15 protein-coding genes are annotated in these 17,977 nt (G+C 68.0%); 8 read left to right on the top strand and 7 right to left on the bottom strand.

Annotated elements, in window-relative coordinates; genetic code table 11:
• The first annotated feature begins 59 nt into the window (after positions 1–59).
• Positions 60–1,700, top strand: a complete 1,641-nt coding sequence (locus tag ACFJI2_RS30140) for a M28 family peptidase (protein WP_377703106.1) — start codon at positions 60–62, stop codon at positions 1,698–1,700.
• Here ACFJI2_RS30140 and ACFJI2_RS30135 read toward each other — a convergent pair.
• Together ACFJI2_RS30135 and ACFJI2_RS30130 are read right to left on the bottom strand one after the other, a co-directional pair.
• Positions 1,690–2,826, bottom strand: coding sequence for a histone methylation protein DOT1-like protein (locus tag ACFJI2_RS30135; protein ID WP_377703105.1), 1,137 nt, complete (start codon positions 2,824–2,826; stop codon positions 1,690–1,692). The two genes, ACFJI2_RS30140 and ACFJI2_RS30135, sit on opposite strands and share 11 nt — an antisense overlap.
• A 7-nt stretch (positions 2,827–2,833) precedes the next feature.
• Positions 2,834–5,641, bottom strand: a complete 2,808-nt coding sequence (locus ACFJI2_RS30130; RefSeq protein WP_377703104.1) for an EAL domain-containing protein — start codon at positions 5,639–5,641, stop codon at positions 2,834–2,836.
• A 175-nt stretch (positions 5,642–5,816) separates the two neighbouring features.
• On the opposite strand from ACFJI2_RS30130, the gene ACFJI2_RS30125 reads away from it, so the two are divergent.
• The 4 genes from ACFJI2_RS30125 to ACFJI2_RS30110 all read left to right on the top strand — a co-directional run bounded on the left by ACFJI2_RS30125 (position 5,817) and on the right by ACFJI2_RS30110 (position 8,876).
• Complete coding sequence (locus ACFJI2_RS30125; RefSeq protein WP_377703103.1) at positions 5,817–6,527, top strand: dienelactone hydrolase family protein; 711 nt, start codon at positions 5,817–5,819, stop codon at positions 6,525–6,527.
• Positions 6,528–6,604: 77 nt separating this feature from the next.
• The gene (locus ACFJI2_RS30120) at positions 6,605–8,476 is read left to right on the top strand and encodes an amidohydrolase (RefSeq protein ID WP_377703102.1); all 1,872 of its coding nucleotides are present in this window, start codon (positions 6,605–6,607) and stop codon (positions 8,474–8,476) included.
• Positions 8,477–8,487: 11 nt separating this feature from the next.
• Entirely contained in the window at positions 8,488–8,727 is a 240-nt protein-coding gene (locus ACFJI2_RS30115) for a DUF1427 family protein (RefSeq protein WP_107875783.1), read from the top strand.
• Positions 8,724–8,876, top strand: a complete 153-nt coding sequence (locus ACFJI2_RS30110; RefSeq protein WP_107875781.1) for a DUF1427 family protein — start codon at positions 8,724–8,726, stop codon at positions 8,874–8,876. The genes ACFJI2_RS30115 and ACFJI2_RS30110 overlap by 4 nt, the downstream gene beginning before the upstream one ends.
• Here ACFJI2_RS30110 and ACFJI2_RS30105 read toward each other — a convergent pair.
• The 3 genes from ACFJI2_RS30105 to ACFJI2_RS30095 form a co-directional block, all read right to left on the bottom strand.
• The gene (locus ACFJI2_RS30105; RefSeq protein WP_377703101.1) at positions 8,852–10,738 is read right to left on the bottom strand and encodes an EAL domain-containing protein; all 1,887 of its coding nucleotides are present in this window, start codon (positions 10,736–10,738) and stop codon (positions 8,852–8,854) included. The genes ACFJI2_RS30110 and ACFJI2_RS30105 overlap by 25 nt on opposite strands.
• A gap of 66 nt (positions 10,739–10,804) precedes the next feature.
• Positions 10,805–11,605 (bottom strand): SDR family NAD(P)-dependent oxidoreductase, encoded by an 801-nt coding sequence (locus ACFJI2_RS30100; RefSeq protein WP_377703100.1) that lies wholly within the window; start codon positions 11,603–11,605, stop codon positions 10,805–10,807.
• A gap of 23 nt (positions 11,606–11,628) precedes the next feature.
• Positions 11,629–12,105 (bottom strand): hypothetical protein, encoded by a 477-nt coding sequence (locus ACFJI2_RS30095; RefSeq protein WP_377703099.1) that lies wholly within the window; start codon positions 12,103–12,105, stop codon positions 11,629–11,631.
• A 332-nt stretch (positions 12,106–12,437) separates the two neighbouring features.
• Here ACFJI2_RS30095 and ACFJI2_RS30090 point away from each other — a divergent pair, with 332 nt between their 5' ends.
• Together ACFJI2_RS30090 and ACFJI2_RS30085 are read left to right on the top strand one after the other, a co-directional pair.
• Entirely contained in the window at positions 12,438–13,547 is a 1,110-nt protein-coding gene (locus ACFJI2_RS30090; protein ID WP_377703098.1) for a PQQ-dependent sugar dehydrogenase, read from the top strand.
• Between the two features lie 50 nt (positions 13,548–13,597).
• A complete protein-coding gene (locus tag ACFJI2_RS30085) occupies positions 13,598–14,041 on the top strand; it encodes a thioesterase family protein (protein WP_377703097.1) in 444 nt (147 codons plus the stop codon).
• A gap of 5 nt (positions 14,042–14,046) precedes the next feature.
• Here the strand turns inward: ACFJI2_RS30085 and ACFJI2_RS30080 are convergent, their stop codons facing one another.
• The gene (locus ACFJI2_RS30080; protein ID WP_377703096.1) at positions 14,047–14,565 is read right to left on the bottom strand and encodes a DUF3016 domain-containing protein; all 519 of its coding nucleotides are present in this window, start codon (positions 14,563–14,565) and stop codon (positions 14,047–14,049) included.
• Positions 14,566–14,722: 157 nt separating this feature from the next.
• Entirely contained in the window at positions 14,723–16,975 is a 2,253-nt protein-coding gene (locus ACFJI2_RS30075) for a PhoX family protein (RefSeq protein ID WP_377703095.1), read from the bottom strand.
• A 162-nt stretch (positions 16,976–17,137) separates the two neighbouring features.
• Here ACFJI2_RS30075 and ACFJI2_RS30070 point away from each other — a divergent pair, with 162 nt between their 5' ends.
• Positions 17,138–17,671 (top strand): DNA-formamidopyrimidine glycosylase family protein, encoded by a 534-nt coding sequence (locus ACFJI2_RS30070; RefSeq protein WP_377703094.1) that lies wholly within the window; start codon positions 17,138–17,140, stop codon positions 17,669–17,671.
• Positions 17,672–17,977 lie beyond the last annotated feature (306 nt).

Genomic DNA, 17,977 nt, shown 5'->3' with positions numbered 1-17,977 from the left:
CGCCGCCCGCCATAGGAGGCGGCGCCGCCCCGACCTGTCAACCCGAACATGGAGCAGCAATGCCTCTGACCCCGCGCCTCACCACCCTCGCCATCGCCGCCGGCCTGACCCTGGCCGCCCACTCCGCCCAAGCCCAGCAAGCCACCGTGCGCGAAGCGCCGCTGCGCGCCCACCTGTCCTTTCTGGCAGACGACCTGCTCGAAGGGCGCGGTACCGGCCAGCGCGGCGGCGACCTGGCGGTGCGCTACCTGGAAACCCAGGCCGCGCTGATGGGACTGAAGCCCCTGGCCGACGGCAGCTACCGCCAGCCGGTGCGCTTCCAGGGCACCAAGCTGCTGCCGGGCAGCACCGTCACCTTCAACGCCGGCAGCGGCACGCGCCTGACGCCCATCCCCGGCCAGGGCATCGTGTACGGCACCGGCAGCGGCAAGGCCAGCGTGAACTTCGAGGCGCCGCTGGTGTTCGTCGGCTACGGCGTCAAGGCCGAGGAAGAGAACTGGGACGACTACAAGGGCGCGGACGTGAAGGGCAAGATCCTGGTCATGATGGTGAACGACCCGCAGCCCACCGCCGAGGAGCCGAACCGCTTCGCCGGCAAGGCCTACACCTACTACGGCCGCTGGCTGTACAAGTTCGAGGAAGCGGTGCGGCGCGGCGCGGCCGGCGTGCTGCTGATCCATACCACGCCGTCGGCGTCCTATCCGTGGTCGGTGCCGGCCAACGGCTTCAGCCACGAGCGCTTCCACCTGAACGGCGGCGGCAACAACATCGAAGGCTGGCTGCACGAAGACACCGCGCGCGACCTGGTGGGCGCTTCGGGCTTCGACCTGGACGAGCTGCGCCGCCGCGCCGAACGGCGCGACTTCCAGCCGGTGGACCTGAAAGCGACCGCGCGCGTGGAACTGCGCAGCGTGGTGCGCCAGGTGGAGCAGTTCAACGTGGCCGGCATCGTGCCGGGCACCGATCCCAAGCTGAAGGAACAGGCCGTGGTGTACTCGGCGCACTGGGACCACCTCGGCATCGACGAGGGCGTCAAGCGCGACGACAAGACCGACCACACCTACAACGGCGCCATCGACAACGCCTCCGGCGCGGCGGCGCTGCTGGCCATGGCGGCCGAAGCGGTCAAGCACCCGGCCCGGCGCACCCAGGTCTTCCTGTGGCCGGCCGCCGAGGAACAGGGCTTGCTGGGCAGCGCGGCCTACGTGGCCAACCCGGCCTGGCCGCTGGACAAGACCAGCGCGGACCTGAACCTGGACAGCATGAACTTCGCCGGCCGCACGAAGGACATCGGCGTGGCGGGCGCGGAGCGCAGCAGCCTGTACGAGACGGCGGGCCAGGTGGCAAAGAAGATGGGGCTGAAGCTGGCGCCGCTGATTCCCGACCTGTCGGGCGCCTACTTCCGCGCCGACCACTTCAATTTCGCCAAGGCGGGCGTGCCGGCGTTTAACGTGGGATCGGCCGTGTTCTCGGGCGACGGGCACTTTGAATTCAAGAAGAACCAGCAGGCGTCCAGCGACAAGCTGGTGGCGTTCAAGAAGGATTACCACCAGGTGAGCGACGAGTACCATGCGGACTGGGACCTGTCGGGCATGGTGCAGCAGGCGCAGTTCACGCTGAACCTGGGGTATGCGGTGGCCAATGCGCCTGCCATGGCGAGCTTCAAGAAGGGCGACGCGTTCGCCAAGGTCAAGCGCTAGCCGCGTCCTGGGCCGCGCACTCGGTCCGCACGCGCGCTTCCCATTCGTCGGGGTCGGGCGCGTACAGGCAGGCGGGCGGCGGCGGCGGGCCGTCGGCCGGGCCTGTGCGCTGGTACAGGAAGACGCTGGTCCAGGCCACGCTGTTGGACGGGAAGTGGTGCAGCAGCCGGAACGCCGGATGCGTCAGCGGGAAGGTGGTGCAGCTCACCAGGCAGCCCTGCGGCAGCTCGCGCGCCAGCTTGGCCGCCAGCGCGTCCATCAGCGGCGCGAAGCAGGTGCTGTAGATGAACACCAGGCTGGCGCGGCTGACGTCGGCCTCGAACATGTTTTGCTCGCGCAGCGCGATGCGCGCGTCCAGTTCCAGCAGATGGCGCAGCGTGGCGGCGTGGCCGCAGGGCAGCGCCAGCGGGGCATCCGGCTGCAATCCCGGCTGCAACCCCGGCTGCAACCCAGGCTGCAACCCAGGCTGCAACCCCGCCAGCAACTCGCCGGCGCGCGCCAGCAGCCGCGCGCGGCGCTCCGCGGCCATGGCGTGGCGGTAGCCCAGCAGCTCGACGCCGGTGCAGCGCGCGAACGGCAGGGCCAGCGCGGCCGACATCACCACTTTGCCCAGGCCGCTGCCCAGGTCGATCATCTCGCCGCCCGGCGTAACGTAGGGCGCAATGGCGTCAAAATAGTTTTCCAGCTCGTAGCGCTGGAATTCGCCGTAGATCAGGCTGCCGTCGTCCACCAGCCATTGCCGCAGTTCGGCCTCGCTCACCTGCTCCAGCTGCAAGGCGTCCGGCTGCGGCTGCGCTGGCTCGGGCGGCAGCATGCCGTGGCGCTGTATGCTGGCCGGCAGCGCGCCGATCACGTAGCGCAGATGCGGCTTCAGGCGGGCGATGAAATAGTCGCGCCGGGCCGGGTCGCGGAAGGCGCGCCGCAGCGCCAGGCCGATTTCGGCGAACCGCGCGAAGCGGCCGCTGTCGAGCAGCGCGCGCAGCGGCCGCACATGCAGCTCGCCCCCTTCCACGCTGTCGATCAGGGCCGCCAGCACGTCCCCCGGAGTGCCGCAGGCGCCGGCCGGCGCCGCCGCGCGGTTAGCGCGGTCCGCGCGGCGCCACTCCGGAGCATGCCGTCCGCTCACCGCCGCCTCAGAGGGTTTGGCCGGCCGCCTGGCCGGCCGCCGCATGCGCCTCGTTCTCCGCCAGCACCGCCTCGAAGGCGGCGGCGGGGACCGGGCGGCTGAAGTAGTAGCCCTGCATCTGGCGGCAGCCGTGCTGGCGCAGGAAGGCCATCTGCTCCAGCGTTTCCACCCCTTCCGAAATCACGTCCAGCTTCAGGTTGGCCGCCAGCGCGATGATGGTGGTGACGATGGCCGCGTCGTCCGGGTCCACCGTCAGGTCGCGCACAAAGGTCTGGTCTATCTTCAGCACGTCGATCTCGAAGCGCTTCAGGTGCGCCAGGCTGGAATAGCCCGTGCCGAAATCGTCGATGGCCAGCAGCACGCCCAGCTTCTTCACCTCGTGCATCACCGAGATGGCGTGCTCCACGTCGTTCATCACCTGGCTCTCGGTCAGCTCCAGCTCCAGGCACGAAGGCGGCAGGCCGGTTTCGGCCAGCACGGCCGCCACCGACTGCACGAAGTCCGGCTCGGCCATCTGGCGCGCCGACACGTTGACGGCGATGCGCAGCGCATCGCGCGCGCCGCCGGCCGCACCGGCGGCGCGCCAGGCCATCAGCTGCTGGCAGGCGGTGCGCAGCACCCACGCGCCCACCGGCAGGATCAAGCCGGTTTCCTCGGCCAGCGGAATGAAGCGGTTCGGCGCCACCATGCCCAGTTCCGGATGCTGCCAGCGTATCAGCGCTTCCATGCCGACGATGCGGCCGCTGGCCGTGTCCACCTGCGGCTGATAGTGCAGCACCAGCTCGCGCCGCTCCAGCGCCGTGCGCAGCGCGCCTTCAATCAGCATGCGCTCGCCCAGCTGCTCGTTCATGGCCGGCGTGTAGAACTGGTAGTTGTTGCCGCCCATTTCCTTGGCGCGGTACATGGCGATGTCGGCGCGCTCCATCAGCGCGCCCGGGTCGGCGCTGTCGGCCGGGTAGACCGCGATGCCGGCGCTGCAGGTGAAGAACAGCTCCTGGCCATCGATCAGCAGCGGCGCGGCCAGGCAGTCCAGCACGCGCTGCACTTGGTCGGCGCGCGGCGACAGCGCGCCCTGCTCCGGCAGCAGCATCAACGCGAACTCGTCGCCGCCGATACGCGCCACCGTGTCCACCGGGCGCAGCGCCAGCTGCAGCCGTTCCGCCACCGCCTGCAGCAGGCGGTCGCCGCCCTTGTGGCCGAGGCGGCTGTTGGTGAACTTGAAGCGGTCCAGGTCCAGCGACACCACCCACAGCGCATGGCCCTTGCGCTCGGAGTGCGTGATGGTCTGGCGCAGCCGGTCCAGCAGCAGCACGCGGTTCGGCAGCCCGGTCAGCGCGTCGTGCGTGGACTGGTGGTGCAGCTCGGTCTCGTAGGCCTTGATGGCGGTGATGTCGTGCATGAAGGAGACGAAATGCGTCACCTCGCCATGCTCGTCGCGCACCGGCGAAACGTAGACGTCGTTCCAGAACATGGTGCCGTCCTTGCGGTAGTGGCGCAGCACGGCGCGGCCTTCGCGCTGCTCGCGCACCGCCGCGATCACCTCGCTCACGCCCGGCTGGTCCACGTCCTCGCCGTGCAGCATGCGCGTGCTGCGGCCTATCATCTCGGCGCTGCTGTAGCCGGTGAGCCGCTCGAACGCCGGGTTGACGTAGGCGACCGTGTAGGCCGGCGCGCCCTCGGTGATGATGATGGCGTTGACGTTCGACTCGATGGCGCGGTCGTGCAGCCGCATGGTGCGGTTGACTTCCTTCAGCTCGGCGGTGCGCTGGTCGACGCGCTGCTGCACGTGGCGGTTGCGGCTGGCCAGCGAGTGCACATAGGCGGCGCCCAGCACGCTGACGATGGCGCCCAGCGCCAGCGTGAAGATGGAGGCCAGGTGGTCGCCGACCGGGGCGCCGGGCGGCTGGCTGGCCACCATCAGCCAGGTCTTGCCGGCCACGTCGAAAGGCTGCACCAGGCGCGCCGGCGCGGCCGGGTACAGCCAGCGCGGCAGCGTGTCCTGCGCCGGCGGCGGCTGCAGCGACTCGAACACCAGCGCACCCTCGTCCTGCTCGGCGCCGGCGTAGACGCGCAGGTTCAGGCCCATGCCGTCGCGCAGCCCGGCCGCCGCGTAGATTTTCTCTATCATGTCCGCAGGGCGCAGCACCATGGCCGTCTCGCCCACCAGGGCGGCACGGCGGGCGGCCGCGTCGGCCGGCTCGGCCCCGTAGCGGTACTCGGGCATGGAGACGATCACGCCCAGGCGCGGCTCCGGCCCCTGCGCCAGGCGCACCAGCTTGCCGGCGGTCGGCTGGCCGCTGTCGTAGGCTTGCTGGCGTGCACCGCCGTCCAGCACCGGATAGGCCGTGTCCAGGCCGAGCGCGTTCTGGTTGCCCGCCATCGGCTCGATGTATTCGATGACGCGGTAGCTGGCGCGCTCGCCGGCTACCGCCTGCTTGCCGTCGCGCATTTCCGTCAGCACGGTGCCGGGCACCACGGCGGCCAGCTCGGCCTCCAGCGCGGCGCGCTCGGCGTGGCTGATGATGCGCAGGTGGCTGATGCCCTGCACGTACGGGGCGCGCGCCAGGATGGGGCGGGTGTACAGGTGGAATTCCTTGCGGCTGACGTGCTCGCGGCTGGCGAACAGCTGGTTGACCGAGCCCAGGCCGGCGATGGCGCTGTCCACGCCCTGCTGCAGCACGAACAGGCGCGCGTGCGCGCGCTGCATGAAGGCGAGCGACACCTTGTCCTGCTCCAGCCGGCTCACGCCGGCGAACAGCAGGACCGTGCACCCCAGGCCGCACAGCAGGGCCAGCGCCATGGGGCGGTATTTCACCAACCTGCCTGGCAGCGGCTGGGCGGGAGCGGAATGGGAAGTGGGGGAAGCGCTAATCGGGTTCACCCGTGGTCGATGCCGGTAAAGCTGCAAGATTAGCATGGAATGCTGCGCCTGCGTCAGTGCTTCTGCGCTAGCATAGACGTTCTCCAACAGCTTTTTAAAGGGAACCGGCATGGACGGCACTTCCAAGTGGATCGAGATACAAGGCGACGACGGCGCCTTCGGCGCCTACCTGGCGCTGCCCCGCAAGCTCAGCGCCGGCGGCGGCGCGCCCGGCATCGTGCTGCTGCAGGAAATTTTCGGCGTCAATGAACACATCCGCGGCGTGGCCGAGCAGTACGCGGCCGACGGCTACGTGGTGCTGGCGCCGGACCTGTTCTGGCGCCAGGGCGCGCGCATCGAACTGGGCTACGACGACGCCGACTGGCAGCGCGCCGTCCGGCTCAAGCAGGCCAGCGACGTCAATCAGGCCCAGGCCGACATCCGCGCCACGGTGCAGGCCCTGCGCGCCCTGCCCGGCGTGGGCGCCAAGGTCGCCGCGCTCGGCTATTGCTACGGCGGCCTGCTGTCCTACCACGCGGCCGCCAACGGCGACGTGGACGCGGCCGTGGCCTACTACGGCGGCGGCATCCAGAACGCGCTCGACCGCGCCGACGCCATCCACGTGCCGCTGATGATGCACTTCGGCGCGCGCGACGCCCATATCCCGCTTGACGCGGTCAAGCACATCGCCGAGCGCTTCGACGACCGCGACAACGTCGAGGTGCACGTCTACACCGAGGCCGAGCACGGCTTCAACTGCAGCCACCGCGCCAGCTACCGCCAGCAGCCCGCCGCGCTGGCGCACGGCCACACGCTGGTGTTCCTGAGCGAGACCATCTAGCGTCTCTCTCCAATGGCGCATAGTATGCCGCCGCGCACGGCGGCATACTTCAGGCTATCGCTGAATGGAGAATCCACATGAGCACGCAAGCAACGACAGAACCGGTCCTGATCCTGATTAACGGCTGTTTCCACACGGTCGACAAATCCCAGCCCCAGGCCAGCGCGGTCGCCATCCAGGGCGGGCGCTTCCTGGCCGTGGGCGACGCCGACGAGGTGATGCGCCACCGCACCCCCACCAGCCAGGTGATCGACCTGAACGGCCGCAGCGTCGTGCCCGGCCTGAACGATTCGCACCTGCACCTGATCCGCGGCGGCCTGAATTACAACCTGGAGCTGCGCTGGGAAGGCGTGCCCTCGCTGGCCGACGCGCTGCGCATGCTCAAGGAACAGGCGCTGCGCACGCCCAGCCCGCAGTGGGTGCGCGTGGTGGGCGGCTGGAACGAATTCCAGTTCGCCGAAAAGCGCATGCCGACGCTGGACGAGATCAACGCGGCCGCGCCGGACACGCCGGTGTTCGTGCTGCACCTGTACGACCGCGCCCTGCTCAACCGCGCCGCGCTGCGCGTGGTGGGCTACGACAAGGACACGCCGAACCCGCCCGGCGGCGAAATCCAGCGCGACGCCTCCGGCAACCCGACCGGCATGCTGATCGCCCGCCCCAACGCCATGATCCTGTACGCCACCCTGGCCAAGGGTCCCGAGCTGCCGCTGGAGCTGCAGGTCAACTCCACGCGCCAGTTCATGCGCGAGCTGAACCGCCTGGGCGTGACGTCCGCCATCGACGCCGGCGGCGGCTTCCAGAACTATCCCGAGGACTACTCGGTGGTGGAGCAGCTGGCGCGCGACGACCAGCTCACCATCCGCATCGCCTACAACCTGTTCACGCAGAACAAGGGCAAGGAGCTGGAAGACTTCGAGAAATGGACGGAGATGGTGACGCCGGGCCAGGGCACGGACTTCTACCGCCACAACGGCGCCGGCGAAATGCTGGTGTTCTCGGCGGCCGACTTCGAGGACTTCCTGGAGCCGCGCCCGGACCTGAACCCCAGCATGGAAGCGGAGCTGGAAAAAGTGGTGCGCCACCTGGTGAGCAAGCGCTGGCCGTTCCGCCTGCACGCCACCTACGACGAATCGATCTCGCGCATGCTGGACGTGTTCGAGAAGGTGAACCGCGACATCCCCTTCGGCGACCTGCACTGGATGTTCGACCACGCCGAAACCATCAGCCCGCGCAACATCGAGCGCGTGAAGGCCCTCAACGGCGGCATCGCCATCCAGCACCGCATGGCCTTCCAGGGCGAGTACTTCGTGGAGCGCTACGGCGCCGAAGCGGCCAAGGCCACCCCGCCCATCAAGCGCATGCTGGAGAACGGCGTGCCGGTGGGCGCCGGCACCGACGCCACCCGCGTGGCCAGCTACAACCCGTGGACCGCGCTGTACTGGCTGGTGTCCGGCCGCACCGTGGGCGGCATGCGCCTGTACGACGCCGGCGCCAAGCTGTCGCGCGACACCGCCATCGAACTGTGGACGGCGGGCAGCGCCTGGTTCTCCAACGAGCAGGGCAAGAAGGGCCGCATCCAGGAAGGCATGCTGGCCGACCTGGCCGTGCTGTCGGCCGACTTCTTCACGGTGGACGAGGACAGCATCAAGTCCATCGAATCGGTGCTGACCATCGTCGGCGGCAAGATCGTCTACGGCCAGGCCGAGTTCACGCCGCTGGCGCCGCCGCCGATACCGGTGCTGCCGGACTGGTCGCCAGTGACGGCCACGCCGGGCCACTGGCGCAGGGTTGCGCCGGCGCAGGCATCCGCCGCCCTGCCGCACCAGTGCCAGGGACCGTGCGGCGTGCACGCGCACGCGCACGACCGCGCGCGCCGCTCGTCGGTGCCGGTGTCGGACTTCAGCGGCTTCTGGGGCGCGCTGGGCTGCAGCTGCTTCGCCTTCTGACGGAGGACGGCATGAACTACACGAAAATCGCGCTGGGACTGGTGCTGTCCTTCGTGGTGGGTGCCGGCTGCAAGCTGTTCGGCATCCCCGCCGCGTCGCCGCCGGTGCTCAGCGGCGCGCTGCTGGTGTTCGCCATGAGCAGCGGCTACTGGCTGGTGGACCGCTACCTGGCCCGCAGCCAGCACCGCAGCCCCGCGCAGAACAAGCAGCACTGCGGCGGCCACGCGCTGGGCAAGGAGAACGCCAAATGAGCCCCTTGCTGATCGGCGCCCTGCTGGGCCTGGCCGTGGGCGGCGTGTGCCGCTGGTTCGACATCCCCTCGCCCTCGCCGCCGACGCCGGTCGGCGCCCTGCTGGTGGTGGCCATGACGGCCGGCTACGTCGTCGCCGGCTTGATGTAGAGCAGCGTCCGCAGTTCCGGCACCGTGAGCGGCGCCGCCTCCGGCCCGCGCGCGCGCAGCGCGTTCAGGATGCCGATAATCTGCGCGGGCGTGCGGGCCGGGCTGAAGTACCAGCCCTGCACGCGCGTGGCGCCGCGCCCGGCCAGCCAGGCCAGGTCGGCCTCCTGTTCCAGGCCCTCGCACAGCAGTTCGGCGTCGAACAGTTCGGCGATGCCCTGGATCAGCCGGAACAAGCCCGCCACGCGCGGATTGTCGGCCACGCCGTGCACGAACTGCCGGTCCACCTTCAGGCGGTCGAAGGGGAAGCTGTTGATGGCGTCCAGGTTGGAATAGCCGGTGCCGAAATCGTCCACCGCGATGCGCACGCCCAGCGCGCGCAGCTCGTTCACGCGCGGCGACACCAGTTCCAGCGTTTCCAGCAGCTGGCTTTCGGTGATCTCGAATTCCAGCAGCTCGCCGGGGATGCGGTACTGCCGCAGCAGGCGCTTCAGGTCGGCGATCACGCCGGGATGCAGCAGCGAGCGGCGCGAGAAATTCAGCGACACCGGCACCACCGGCAAGCCGGCGTCCAGCCAGGCGCGCATGTCGCGGCAGACCTGGGTCAGCACCAGCAGGTCCACGCTGTAGATCTGGTCGCTGCCCTCGGCCACGGGAATGAAGCGGTCCGGCCCCACCAGCCCGCGCGCCGGGTGTTGCCAGCGCACCAGCGCCTCCAGGCCGATCAGCCGGCCCTGCGCGTAATCGACCTGCGGCTGGTAGTGCGCCACCAGCTTGCCGTGCGGCGCCGCCCCGCCGCGTCCGGACGCGGCGGCGTCCAGCGCGTCCTGCAGCTCGAACACCATGTGCGAGCGCGCCAGCAATTCAAACCCGTATTCCTTGACCGTGGTGCGCAGGTTGGCGCTGCTGATGGACGAGGCCGCCGTTTCGGCGGCGTCCAGCAGGCTGGCGGCCGAGCCCAGGTAGGGCGTGTCGTGGTGCTCCACGCCGATGCGGGCATGCACGGCCTGGGTGCTGCCGTGCTCCAGCGTGAACGGCGCGCTCAGTTCGCTCTTCAGCCGCTCCAGGCTGGCGGCCTGGTCTGCGCGCGCGCCGAACAGTGCGAAGGCGAACTTGTCGCCGCCCAGGTGGCCCACCAGGTTGCTGGGGCCGGCCCATTCGGTAAGCCGCTCGCCCAGGATGCGCAGCACCTGGTTGCCGGCGTCGCGCCCGAACACTTCGTTGAACTGGCGGAAACCGATCAGGTCGATATAGCCCGTCATCACGTGCGGCAGCCGGGTCTGGTCCAGGCCCAGCTGCAAGTGGTGCAGGAAGACGTTGCGGTTGGACAGGCCGGTGATGTCGTTGCAATAGCGCAGCTCCAGCGTGTCCACCACCAGCCGCGCCATACCCTTGAGCAACATCGCCTGGTCCGCCGTGAACACGCCCGGCTCGCGCCGCATCACCCACAGCGTGCCGAGCAGGTAGCCGCGCGCGCCGGCCAGCGGCACGGCGGCGTAGTGGCGGTAGTGCGGCGCGTGCGTCACCAGCGGGTTGTCACTGAAGCGCGGATCGGCGCTGGCGTCCGGCACCTCGAACCAGTCGCCCTCGGCGCCCACGGCCCAGGTGCAGAACGAACCCGAGCGCGGCACATGGCGCTCCTCCATGCCCACCCGCGACGGCAGCCAGATCTGCGACTGGTAGACGATGCTGATGCCGCCGATGTCGGCGCCCACCGAGCGGATCGCCAGTTCGGTGATGTAATCAAGGTTGGGGTCGCTGCGGTCCTGCGTCATCGCGTAATGCGACAATTCGGCCAGGCGGCGCTGCTCCGTTTCCCCGTCCGCACAGGACGGGGGCAGCGCTTCCAGGGTGCTGGCATCCATAACAGGGGTCTCCTCTCGCAGGTAACCCCATGGTGACATAAAAATACCTGTCTGACATCTGCCGGGCTAGGACTTGTTGTATCGGGGCGCCGCCGCGCTGCGCGACAGGTTCGGCTGCAGCGCCAGCCTGGCGTCCGTGTAGCGCTGCCAGTCGGCCATGTCGGGCAGCGAGGGGATGGTCACCGCCTCGCCCTGGTCCAGCCCCGACAGGGCGGCGTCCACCATGTCATCCACGCTCATCACCATGCCGGGCGGGAACGCGTTCAGGTCGATGCCGGCACGCTCCCAGATTTCGGTGCGGGTGGCGCCCGGCAGCACGGCTTGCACCCGCACGCCGCTTGTCGACAGTTCGGCTTGCATGGCGATGCTCAGGTTGAGCATATAGGCCTTGCTGCCGCTGTAGGTGCCGGAAAAGCTCTCCGGCAGCAGCGACGTGACCGAGCCCAGGTTGATGATGGTGCCGGCTCCCGCCACCGCCATGCGCCCCGCCGCCGCCTTGGCCAGCCGCGTGGGGGCGGTGATGTTCAGGGTCAGCATGTTTTCCACCTTGTCCATGTCCGAGCCGACGAAGCTGCCTTCGACCGTGCTGCCGGCGTTGTTCAGCAGCAGCGTGATGGCCGCGTCCCGCGCCAGGCGCTGCTCGACGCGGGCCAGGTCGGCGCGCGCGGTCAGGTCGGCCTGCAGGGTCTCGACTACCACGCCGTACTGCTGGCGCAGGCGGGCCGCCACGCCGTCCAGGCGCTGCTGGTCGCGCGCCACCAGCACCAGGCTGTAGCCGCGCCGGGCCAGGCGGTCGGCATAGGTGGCGCCGATGCCGGTGGAGGCGCCGGTGATGAGGGCGGTGCCGGGGGATGCGGTAGTTGCCATGGTGCTCTCCTTGCTTGTCTGGTTTATTTGCGCAGGCGCCGCACTTGCAGCGTGGCGCCGATGAGGAAGATCAGGAACAGGATGCCGGCCGCCGTCTTCAGCCATTCGGCTTCCGGGCTGTCGGCCAGCGGCCTGCCCACCGGCAGGCGCACGGCGGTTTCCGTCATGGCCGGGATCATGTGGAAGAAGAACGTGAGCGAGTAGCTCACCGTCATTACGGCGGCGGCCCTGGCGCCGAACAGGCTGCCGCGCGCGGCCAGCCAGGCCAGGCCCAGCACCAGCAAGGTCATCACACCCAGCGCATGCGGCTTGCCGAAGCCGCCGCGCTCGAAGATGCCGAAGCCGGTCAGGCAGGTCAGCACCGTGGCCCAGATGTAGACCTGGCCCAGGGTGTTGGCGGGATTGATGCCGCGGTCGCGGAAGAAGGCGATCAGGCCGGCGGCCACTGCGGCCAGGCTGATGGCGGTGTGGATGGCGCCGAGCGGGGTGAGTCCAAGCATGATGTCAGTCCTTAAACATGGTTGCGGGGAGCTGCAAGGCCATGCTAGTCCTGTTGGGCTGCGCCGTCTTATGGCAAAAGGCAGGGGGCGGCGGCACACTTGTAGCAGGCCGGAAATGGCAGCCTGCTGCGCGCCGCGGCGTGCGCCCGGCCGCTAAAATGGCCGCTACGGATATGGAGGCTGCCATGCGATCGACGACGCTGAGAGTGCTGGTTCTGTCCTTAGCCCTGGCCGGCGCGGCCGGGATGGCTGCGTGCGGCGGCGGTGGCGGCGGGATGGGCGCTGCGGCGCCGGAAACGTCGCCCGTAGTAACACCACCCGTGACGCCCCCCGTGACGCCCCCCGTCACACCGCCAGCCACCCTGCAGCTGGCCTTGCAGACCGTGGCCAGCGGCCTGTCGCAGCCGCTCTACCTGACCGCGCCGGCCGGCGACAGCCGCCTGTTCATCGTCGAGCGCCCGGGGCGCATCCGCATCGTGGCCAACGGCACGCTGCTGCCCACGCCCTTCCTCGACGTCAGCGCCCTGACCACCACCGACGGCGAACGCGGCCTGCTGTCCATGGCTTTCCATCCGCAGTACGCGCAGAACGGCAGCTTCTTCATCTATTACACCAACACCGACGGCGACATCGTGGTGGACCGCATGAAGGTATCGGCCAGCAACGCCAACGTGGCCGACCCGGCCACCGTGGGCCGCGTCATCACCATCCCCCACCGCGACTTCAGCAACCACAACGGCGGCCAGCTGGCCTTCGGCGCGGACGGCTACCTCTACATCGGCACCGGGGACGGCGGCGGCGGCGGCGATCCTCAGCGCAACGGCCAGAACCTCAATGCGCTGCTGGGCAAGATCCTGCGGCTGGACGTGGGCATCGTGGTGCCGGGCCAGACCTACGGCATCCCGTCCGGCAACCCGTACGCCGGCCAGGCCGGACGGCGCGGCGAAATCTGGGCCGCCGGACTGCGCAACCCGTGGCGCTTCGCCTTCGACCGCACCGACGGCCTGCTCTACATCGCCGACGTGGGCCAGGACCAGCGCGAGGAAGTGGATGTGGCCCCGGCCGCGCAGGGCGGCCAGAACTACGGCTGGAACATCATGGAAGGCACGGCATGCTACAACGCCGCCAGCTGCAACCAGGCCGGGCTGACCTTGCCCGTGTTCGAATACGTGCACGGCGCCAACGACGCCAACGGCTGCTCCATCACCGGCGGCTATGTATACCGCGGCGCGGCCATCCCCGAGCTGGCCGGGACCTACTTCTATTCCGACTACTGCAAGGGCTACCTGAAGAGCTTTGTGTACCGCAACGGCGCCGTCAGCGGGGCGCAGGAGTGGGCGGTAGACAACCCCGGCAACGTGCTGTCCTTCGGGCAGGACGCGCAGGGCGAGCTGTACGTGCTGGCCGGCAGCGGCCGGGTGTACCGCATCGTCCGGCGCTAGGCCTGCGCGCGAGGAGTAAAATAGCGGGCATCGCAACCCGCTTTATTGCCATGGCACGCTTGAAACTTGAATTCCCGGAAGACCAGTTTTACTTTTCCACCCAGCTGACCGTGCGCGTCACCGACATCAACGGCGCCAACCACCTCGGCAACGATTCGATGATCTCCATGATCTCGGAGGCGCGTGCACGCTTCCTGTACGAATTCGGCGTGCGCGAGACTGAAGGCGACGGCAACGGCATCATCGTCACCGACCTGGCCACCACCTACAAGGCCGAGGCGCATGCGCGCGACCATTTGCTGTTCGAGGTGGGCGTGATGGACTTCAACAAATACGGCGGCGACATCACCTTCCGCATCACGCGCCCGCAGGACCAGGCACTGGTGGCCATGGCCAAGTCGGGCTTCGTGTTTTTCAACTACAAGAGCAGCCAGGTGGTGCCGATGCCGGAGGACTTCCTGGCGAAGTTCCCCCGGGTAAACTGGCTGGATTAAGCGCGTTAACCGCGGTAGGTGCGCGCGCCGCGTACCTTGACCTCGAAGGTCTTGGCGAACCAGTCGTCCAGCATTTGCTTCTCGTAGCGCAGCGGCTCGTTGGCGGTGACCACGCGGGCGTTGTCCAGGTAGTTCATGTCGGACAGCTTGGCCTCGCCGCTGCGCAGCACCTTGCCGCCCTCTTCCAGCCGGTAGCGCAGTTCCATGCGCGGCCAGTCGGCCATGCCGCGCATGATGCGGATGTCGTTGCCGCTGCGGCGGCCGTAGTCGATGCGGCCGGCCAGGTCCAGGTCGGTCACTTCCACTTTCAGTTCCTGCCCCGGAGGCAGCAGTTTGCCCAGCTCGACGAAGTGCGAGGTCAGGTCTTCCAGCACGCGCTCGCGGTCGATGCGCGAGAACGGCAGGTCGGCGAATTTGTCGGAATCGATATAAGTGACGGTAGCGCCGCCAGCAAAGGCGCTGCCGCTGGCCAGCGCGGCCAGCCCCAGCACGGCGGCTGCGGCGGTATGACGTAGGGCACGCATGATGATCCTTTCAGATTAAGCATTGCACATGGCATTGCGGATCATCTCAATATACTCCGTTTGCCCAGGCTTGCCCCGGCCTGAAATGATTTCTTACGAATAATACAAAAGGCCGGCACCATCGCTGGCGCCGGCCCTTTTTCACGCGATAAACAGCTTAGCTGCCGATGCGGCCGCCGTCATTCTTGGTGATGACGATGGTGGCCGAGCGCGGACGCTTGCCGGCGCCGTAGCCGGCGTTCGATGGCCACTGGCTGGTGTACTTGCCTGGATCGGCCAGGTTGGCCTGGCTGGTGGTTTCGCCCGGGTGCTGGATATTGACGAACAGCGCCTTGCCGTCCGGCGTTTCGCAGATGCCGGTCAGTTCGCAATCCACCGGGCCGACCAGGAAGCGCTTCAGCGTGTCGGCGGTCGGGGCCTTGCCGACATAGGTGTCCACGGCCAGCGTGCCGGTGCCGGTGGTGGGGTAGCTCAGCGTGACTTTCTTGCCGTCGCCGACCTGGCCCGGCAGGCCCGCCAGCATCATGCAGTTGGTCACGTCGGTGTAGGCGCCGTCGTCGGTCTGTATCCAGCAGATGCCGGTCGACGGGCTGAAGGCCAGGCCGTCCGGGCTGGAGAAGTCCTGGTCGGCCGTCAGGCTGGACAGGTTGACCTTGCCCGCGTCGGCGCCGCTTTCCGCGCCGAACAGGTACACGTCCCAGGTGAAGGACAGCGCGGTCGAGCCGGCCAGCGCTTCCTTCAGGCGCAGGATGTGGCCGTTCGGGTTGCCGTTCTGCGCGGTGCTGCCCTTCATGTCGGTGTAGGCGCGCGGATTGGCGCTGTCCGGTGCCAGGGCGGACGCACCGCTCGGGGTCGGCGTGCGGTTGCTGTTGTTGGTCAGCGAGAAGTACACCTCGCCGTTGGCCGGGTTGACCGAGCACCATTCCGGACGGTCCATCTTGGTGGCGCCCACCGCGTCGCCGGCCAGGCGGGCGTTGACCAGCACGTCGGCCTGGTCGGCGAACTTGTAGCCGGCGTAGCCGGAGATCAGCGGGTTGCTGATGTTCAGCTCGATCCAGCTGCCGGAACCGTCGGCGGCGAACTTGGCCACGTACAGCTTGCCCGAGTCCAGGTATTTGTCGCCGGTGGCCAGCAGGTCGGCCGGGGTGGCGTCCGCCGCGCTCCACACGGCGGTGGAAACGAATTTGTAGATGTATTCGTTGCGCGAATCGTCGCCCATGTAGACGGCCAGCGCCTGGCCTGCCACCACCTTGCCGACGGCGGCGCTCTCATGCGCGTAGCGGCCCAGCGCGGTGCGCTTCTTGACGGCCTTGGCCTTGTTGTACGGATCGGCTTCCACGATGTAGCCCATGCCGTTCATTTCGTTGCGGTAGTCGTCGCTGCCGTCCAGCGAGGCGCCCAGCTTGCTGTTGTTCCAGCGCGCGTACTTGTCGTCGGCGCCGCCGCTTTCCCAGCCGTGGCGCGAGGCCGCGCCCTGGCTGCGGCCGTAGCGGTTCAGCGAGGCCACGCTCTTGTCGTTGCCGCGCGCGGCATTGTCGGCCGCGCCGCGCACGAAGTAGCCGGACCAGTTTTCTTCGCCGGACACGAAGCTGCCCCACGGGGTCTTGCCGGTGCCGCAGTTGTTCAGGGTGCCGCGCGTCTTGGTCGCGTCCTTCGAGTACTTGGTCACCAGCAGCGCATTGCCGCGCGCCGGGCCGGAAATTTCGCATTCGGTCAGGCAGGTGACGCGGCGGTTGAAGGCCGAATCCTTCACGTATTCCCACTTGGCGCCGCTCTTGCGCACTTCGACCATGGACAGGCCGTGCAGCGCGGTTTCGCGGTCGATTTCGGCGGCCGGGCGCGGCAGCGTGTTGCTGCCGCCGTTGGCGTGGATGAAGAAGGAGGACAGCTGCTGGTTGGTGGTCGCTTCGTGGTTGATGGCCAGGATGCCGCGCTCCACCGCGCTGCTGGACGCCTTGCCGTCGGCGCTCAGGCCGAAGAATTCCATGCCGTCGTGGTGGTCGCCGGCGCGGTTTTCAAAGTCGGCGTCGGTGCCGTCGTTCTTGAAGGCGGTGGCGCCGCCGGTGATCGGGTCGCCCAGCGCGTACAGCACGCTGGCGGTGTAGCCGGCCGGCACGGTGACCACGTCGGCCAGGCTCTTGGCTACGGCGGTAAAGCTGAGCAGTTTTTCTGCCGGCGGCGGCGGGGTCACCGGGTCCGGCACGGTCGGCGAGACGATGTTGTCGCCGCCGCAGGCGGTCAGGCCCATCGAGCCGAGCACCACGCTGGCCGCGCCGGCGGCGCCGCCGCGCAGCAGGTTGCGGCGGCTGATACGCTGTTCCAGCACGGTGCTGAAATGTTCGTTCGGCGTATCGTTGTAGCCGATGTCGTCTGGATCGATGGAAGCTGGCACGCGGTCTTTGCTGTTCATGGTTCTTCGTCTTGTAAGAGTGGAGGGGCTGGGACGCCGGCCATTCTATGCAAGGAAAATGACAACATTGTGACTTCGCTTTGTGTGTTCGCTTTGTGTGTTCGCGCACGGCGGACACAAGCGCTGCAAGCGCACACTGGGCCATCGCACAGCGGAGGCGCCATGCCGGAAGGTCCATCCATCGTCATCCTCAAGGAAGAAGCGGCCGGCTTCACGGGCCGCACCATCGCCGCCGCCGCCGGCAACAGCAAGGCGCTGGACTACCCGCGCCTGGTGGGCCAGAGCGTGGTGGCGCTGCGCAGCTGGGGCAAGCACTTCCTGATCGAGCTGCAGGACCTGACGCTGAAGATCCATTTCCTCATGTTCGGCAGCTACCGCATCAACGAGCGCAAGGACGCGCCGCCGCGCCTGAGCCTGCAGTTCGACGGCGGCGGGGAATTCAATTTCTACTCATGCTCGATCAAGCAGCTGGAAGGCGAACTGGACGCGCTGTACGACTGGCGCGCGGACGTCATGTCGGACCAGTGGAAACCGGCCCTGGCGCTGAAGAAGCTGCGCGCCGCCCCCGCCATGCTCGCTTGCGACGCTTTGCTGGATCAGAATATTTTTTCCGGAGTGGGAAATATTATTAAAAACGAAGTATTGTTCCGCTTGTCTATACACCCGCTATCCGAGGTGGCGCACTGCCGGCGGTAAAGCTGCGCGCGCTGGTGAAACAGGCCAGGGAATACAGTTTTGAATTCAAAGCCTGGAAGCAGGCCTACGTGCTGAAGAAGCACTGGCTGGTGCACACGAATACAATGTGTCCTCGATGCAAGACCCCTTTAACAAAAGGGCACCTGGGCCTGACGAGGCGGCGTAGCTTTTACTGCGAACGTTGTCAAAAAATGTATAAAAATTCGCCGTAGCGGCTGGATTGTTGTTAAGCTTGCGTGTAATGTTTATTGCCAGTTGTTAATTCGCTGGCTGTGGGACTACAATCAAAAGAGTGCGCCTAAAAAT

This window comes from Pseudoduganella sp. UC29_71 (genome assembly GCF_042693265.1).
Lineage (GTDB): Bacteria > Pseudomonadota > Gammaproteobacteria > Burkholderiales > Burkholderiaceae_D > Rugamonas.
This window is presented reverse-complemented; position numbering and strand designations above follow the sequence as displayed.

Coding starts and splice junctions, on each gene's coding strand:
- ACFJI2_RS30140 (WP_377703106.1), top strand. CDS start 60: ATGCCTCTGACCCCGCGCCTCACCACCCTCGCCATCGCCGCCGGCCTG.
- ACFJI2_RS30125 (WP_377703103.1), top strand. CDS start 5,817: ATGGACGGCACTTCCAAGTGGATCGAGATACAAGGCGACGACGGCGCC.
- ACFJI2_RS30120 (WP_377703102.1), top strand. CDS start 6,605: ATGAGCACGCAAGCAACGACAGAACCGGTCCTGATCCTGATTAACGGC.
- ACFJI2_RS30115 (WP_107875783.1), top strand. CDS start 8,488: ATGAACTACACGAAAATCGCGCTGGGACTGGTGCTGTCCTTCGTGGTG.
- ACFJI2_RS30110 (WP_107875781.1), top strand. CDS start 8,724: ATGAGCCCCTTGCTGATCGGCGCCCTGCTGGGCCTGGCCGTGGGCGGC.
- ACFJI2_RS30105 (WP_377703101.1), bottom strand. CDS start 10,738: ATGGATGCCAGCACCCTGGAAGCGCTGCCCCCGTCCTGTGCGGACGGG.
- ACFJI2_RS30100 (WP_377703100.1), bottom strand. CDS start 11,605: ATGGCAACTACCGCATCCCCCGGCACCGCCCTCATCACCGGCGCCTCC.
- ACFJI2_RS30095 (WP_377703099.1), bottom strand. CDS start 12,105: ATGCTTGGACTCACCCCGCTCGGCGCCATCCACACCGCCATCAGCCTG.
- ACFJI2_RS30085 (WP_377703097.1), top strand. CDS start 13,598: ATGGCACGCTTGAAACTTGAATTCCCGGAAGACCAGTTTTACTTTTCC.
- ACFJI2_RS30080 (WP_377703096.1), bottom strand. CDS start 14,565: ATGCGTGCCCTACGTCATACCGCCGCAGCCGCCGTGCTGGGGCTGGCC.
- ACFJI2_RS30075 (WP_377703095.1), bottom strand. CDS start 16,975: ATGAACAGCAAAGACCGCGTGCCAGCTTCCATCGATCCAGACGACATC.
- ACFJI2_RS30070 (WP_377703094.1), top strand. CDS start 17,138: ATGCCGGAAGGTCCATCCATCGTCATCCTCAAGGAAGAAGCGGCCGGC.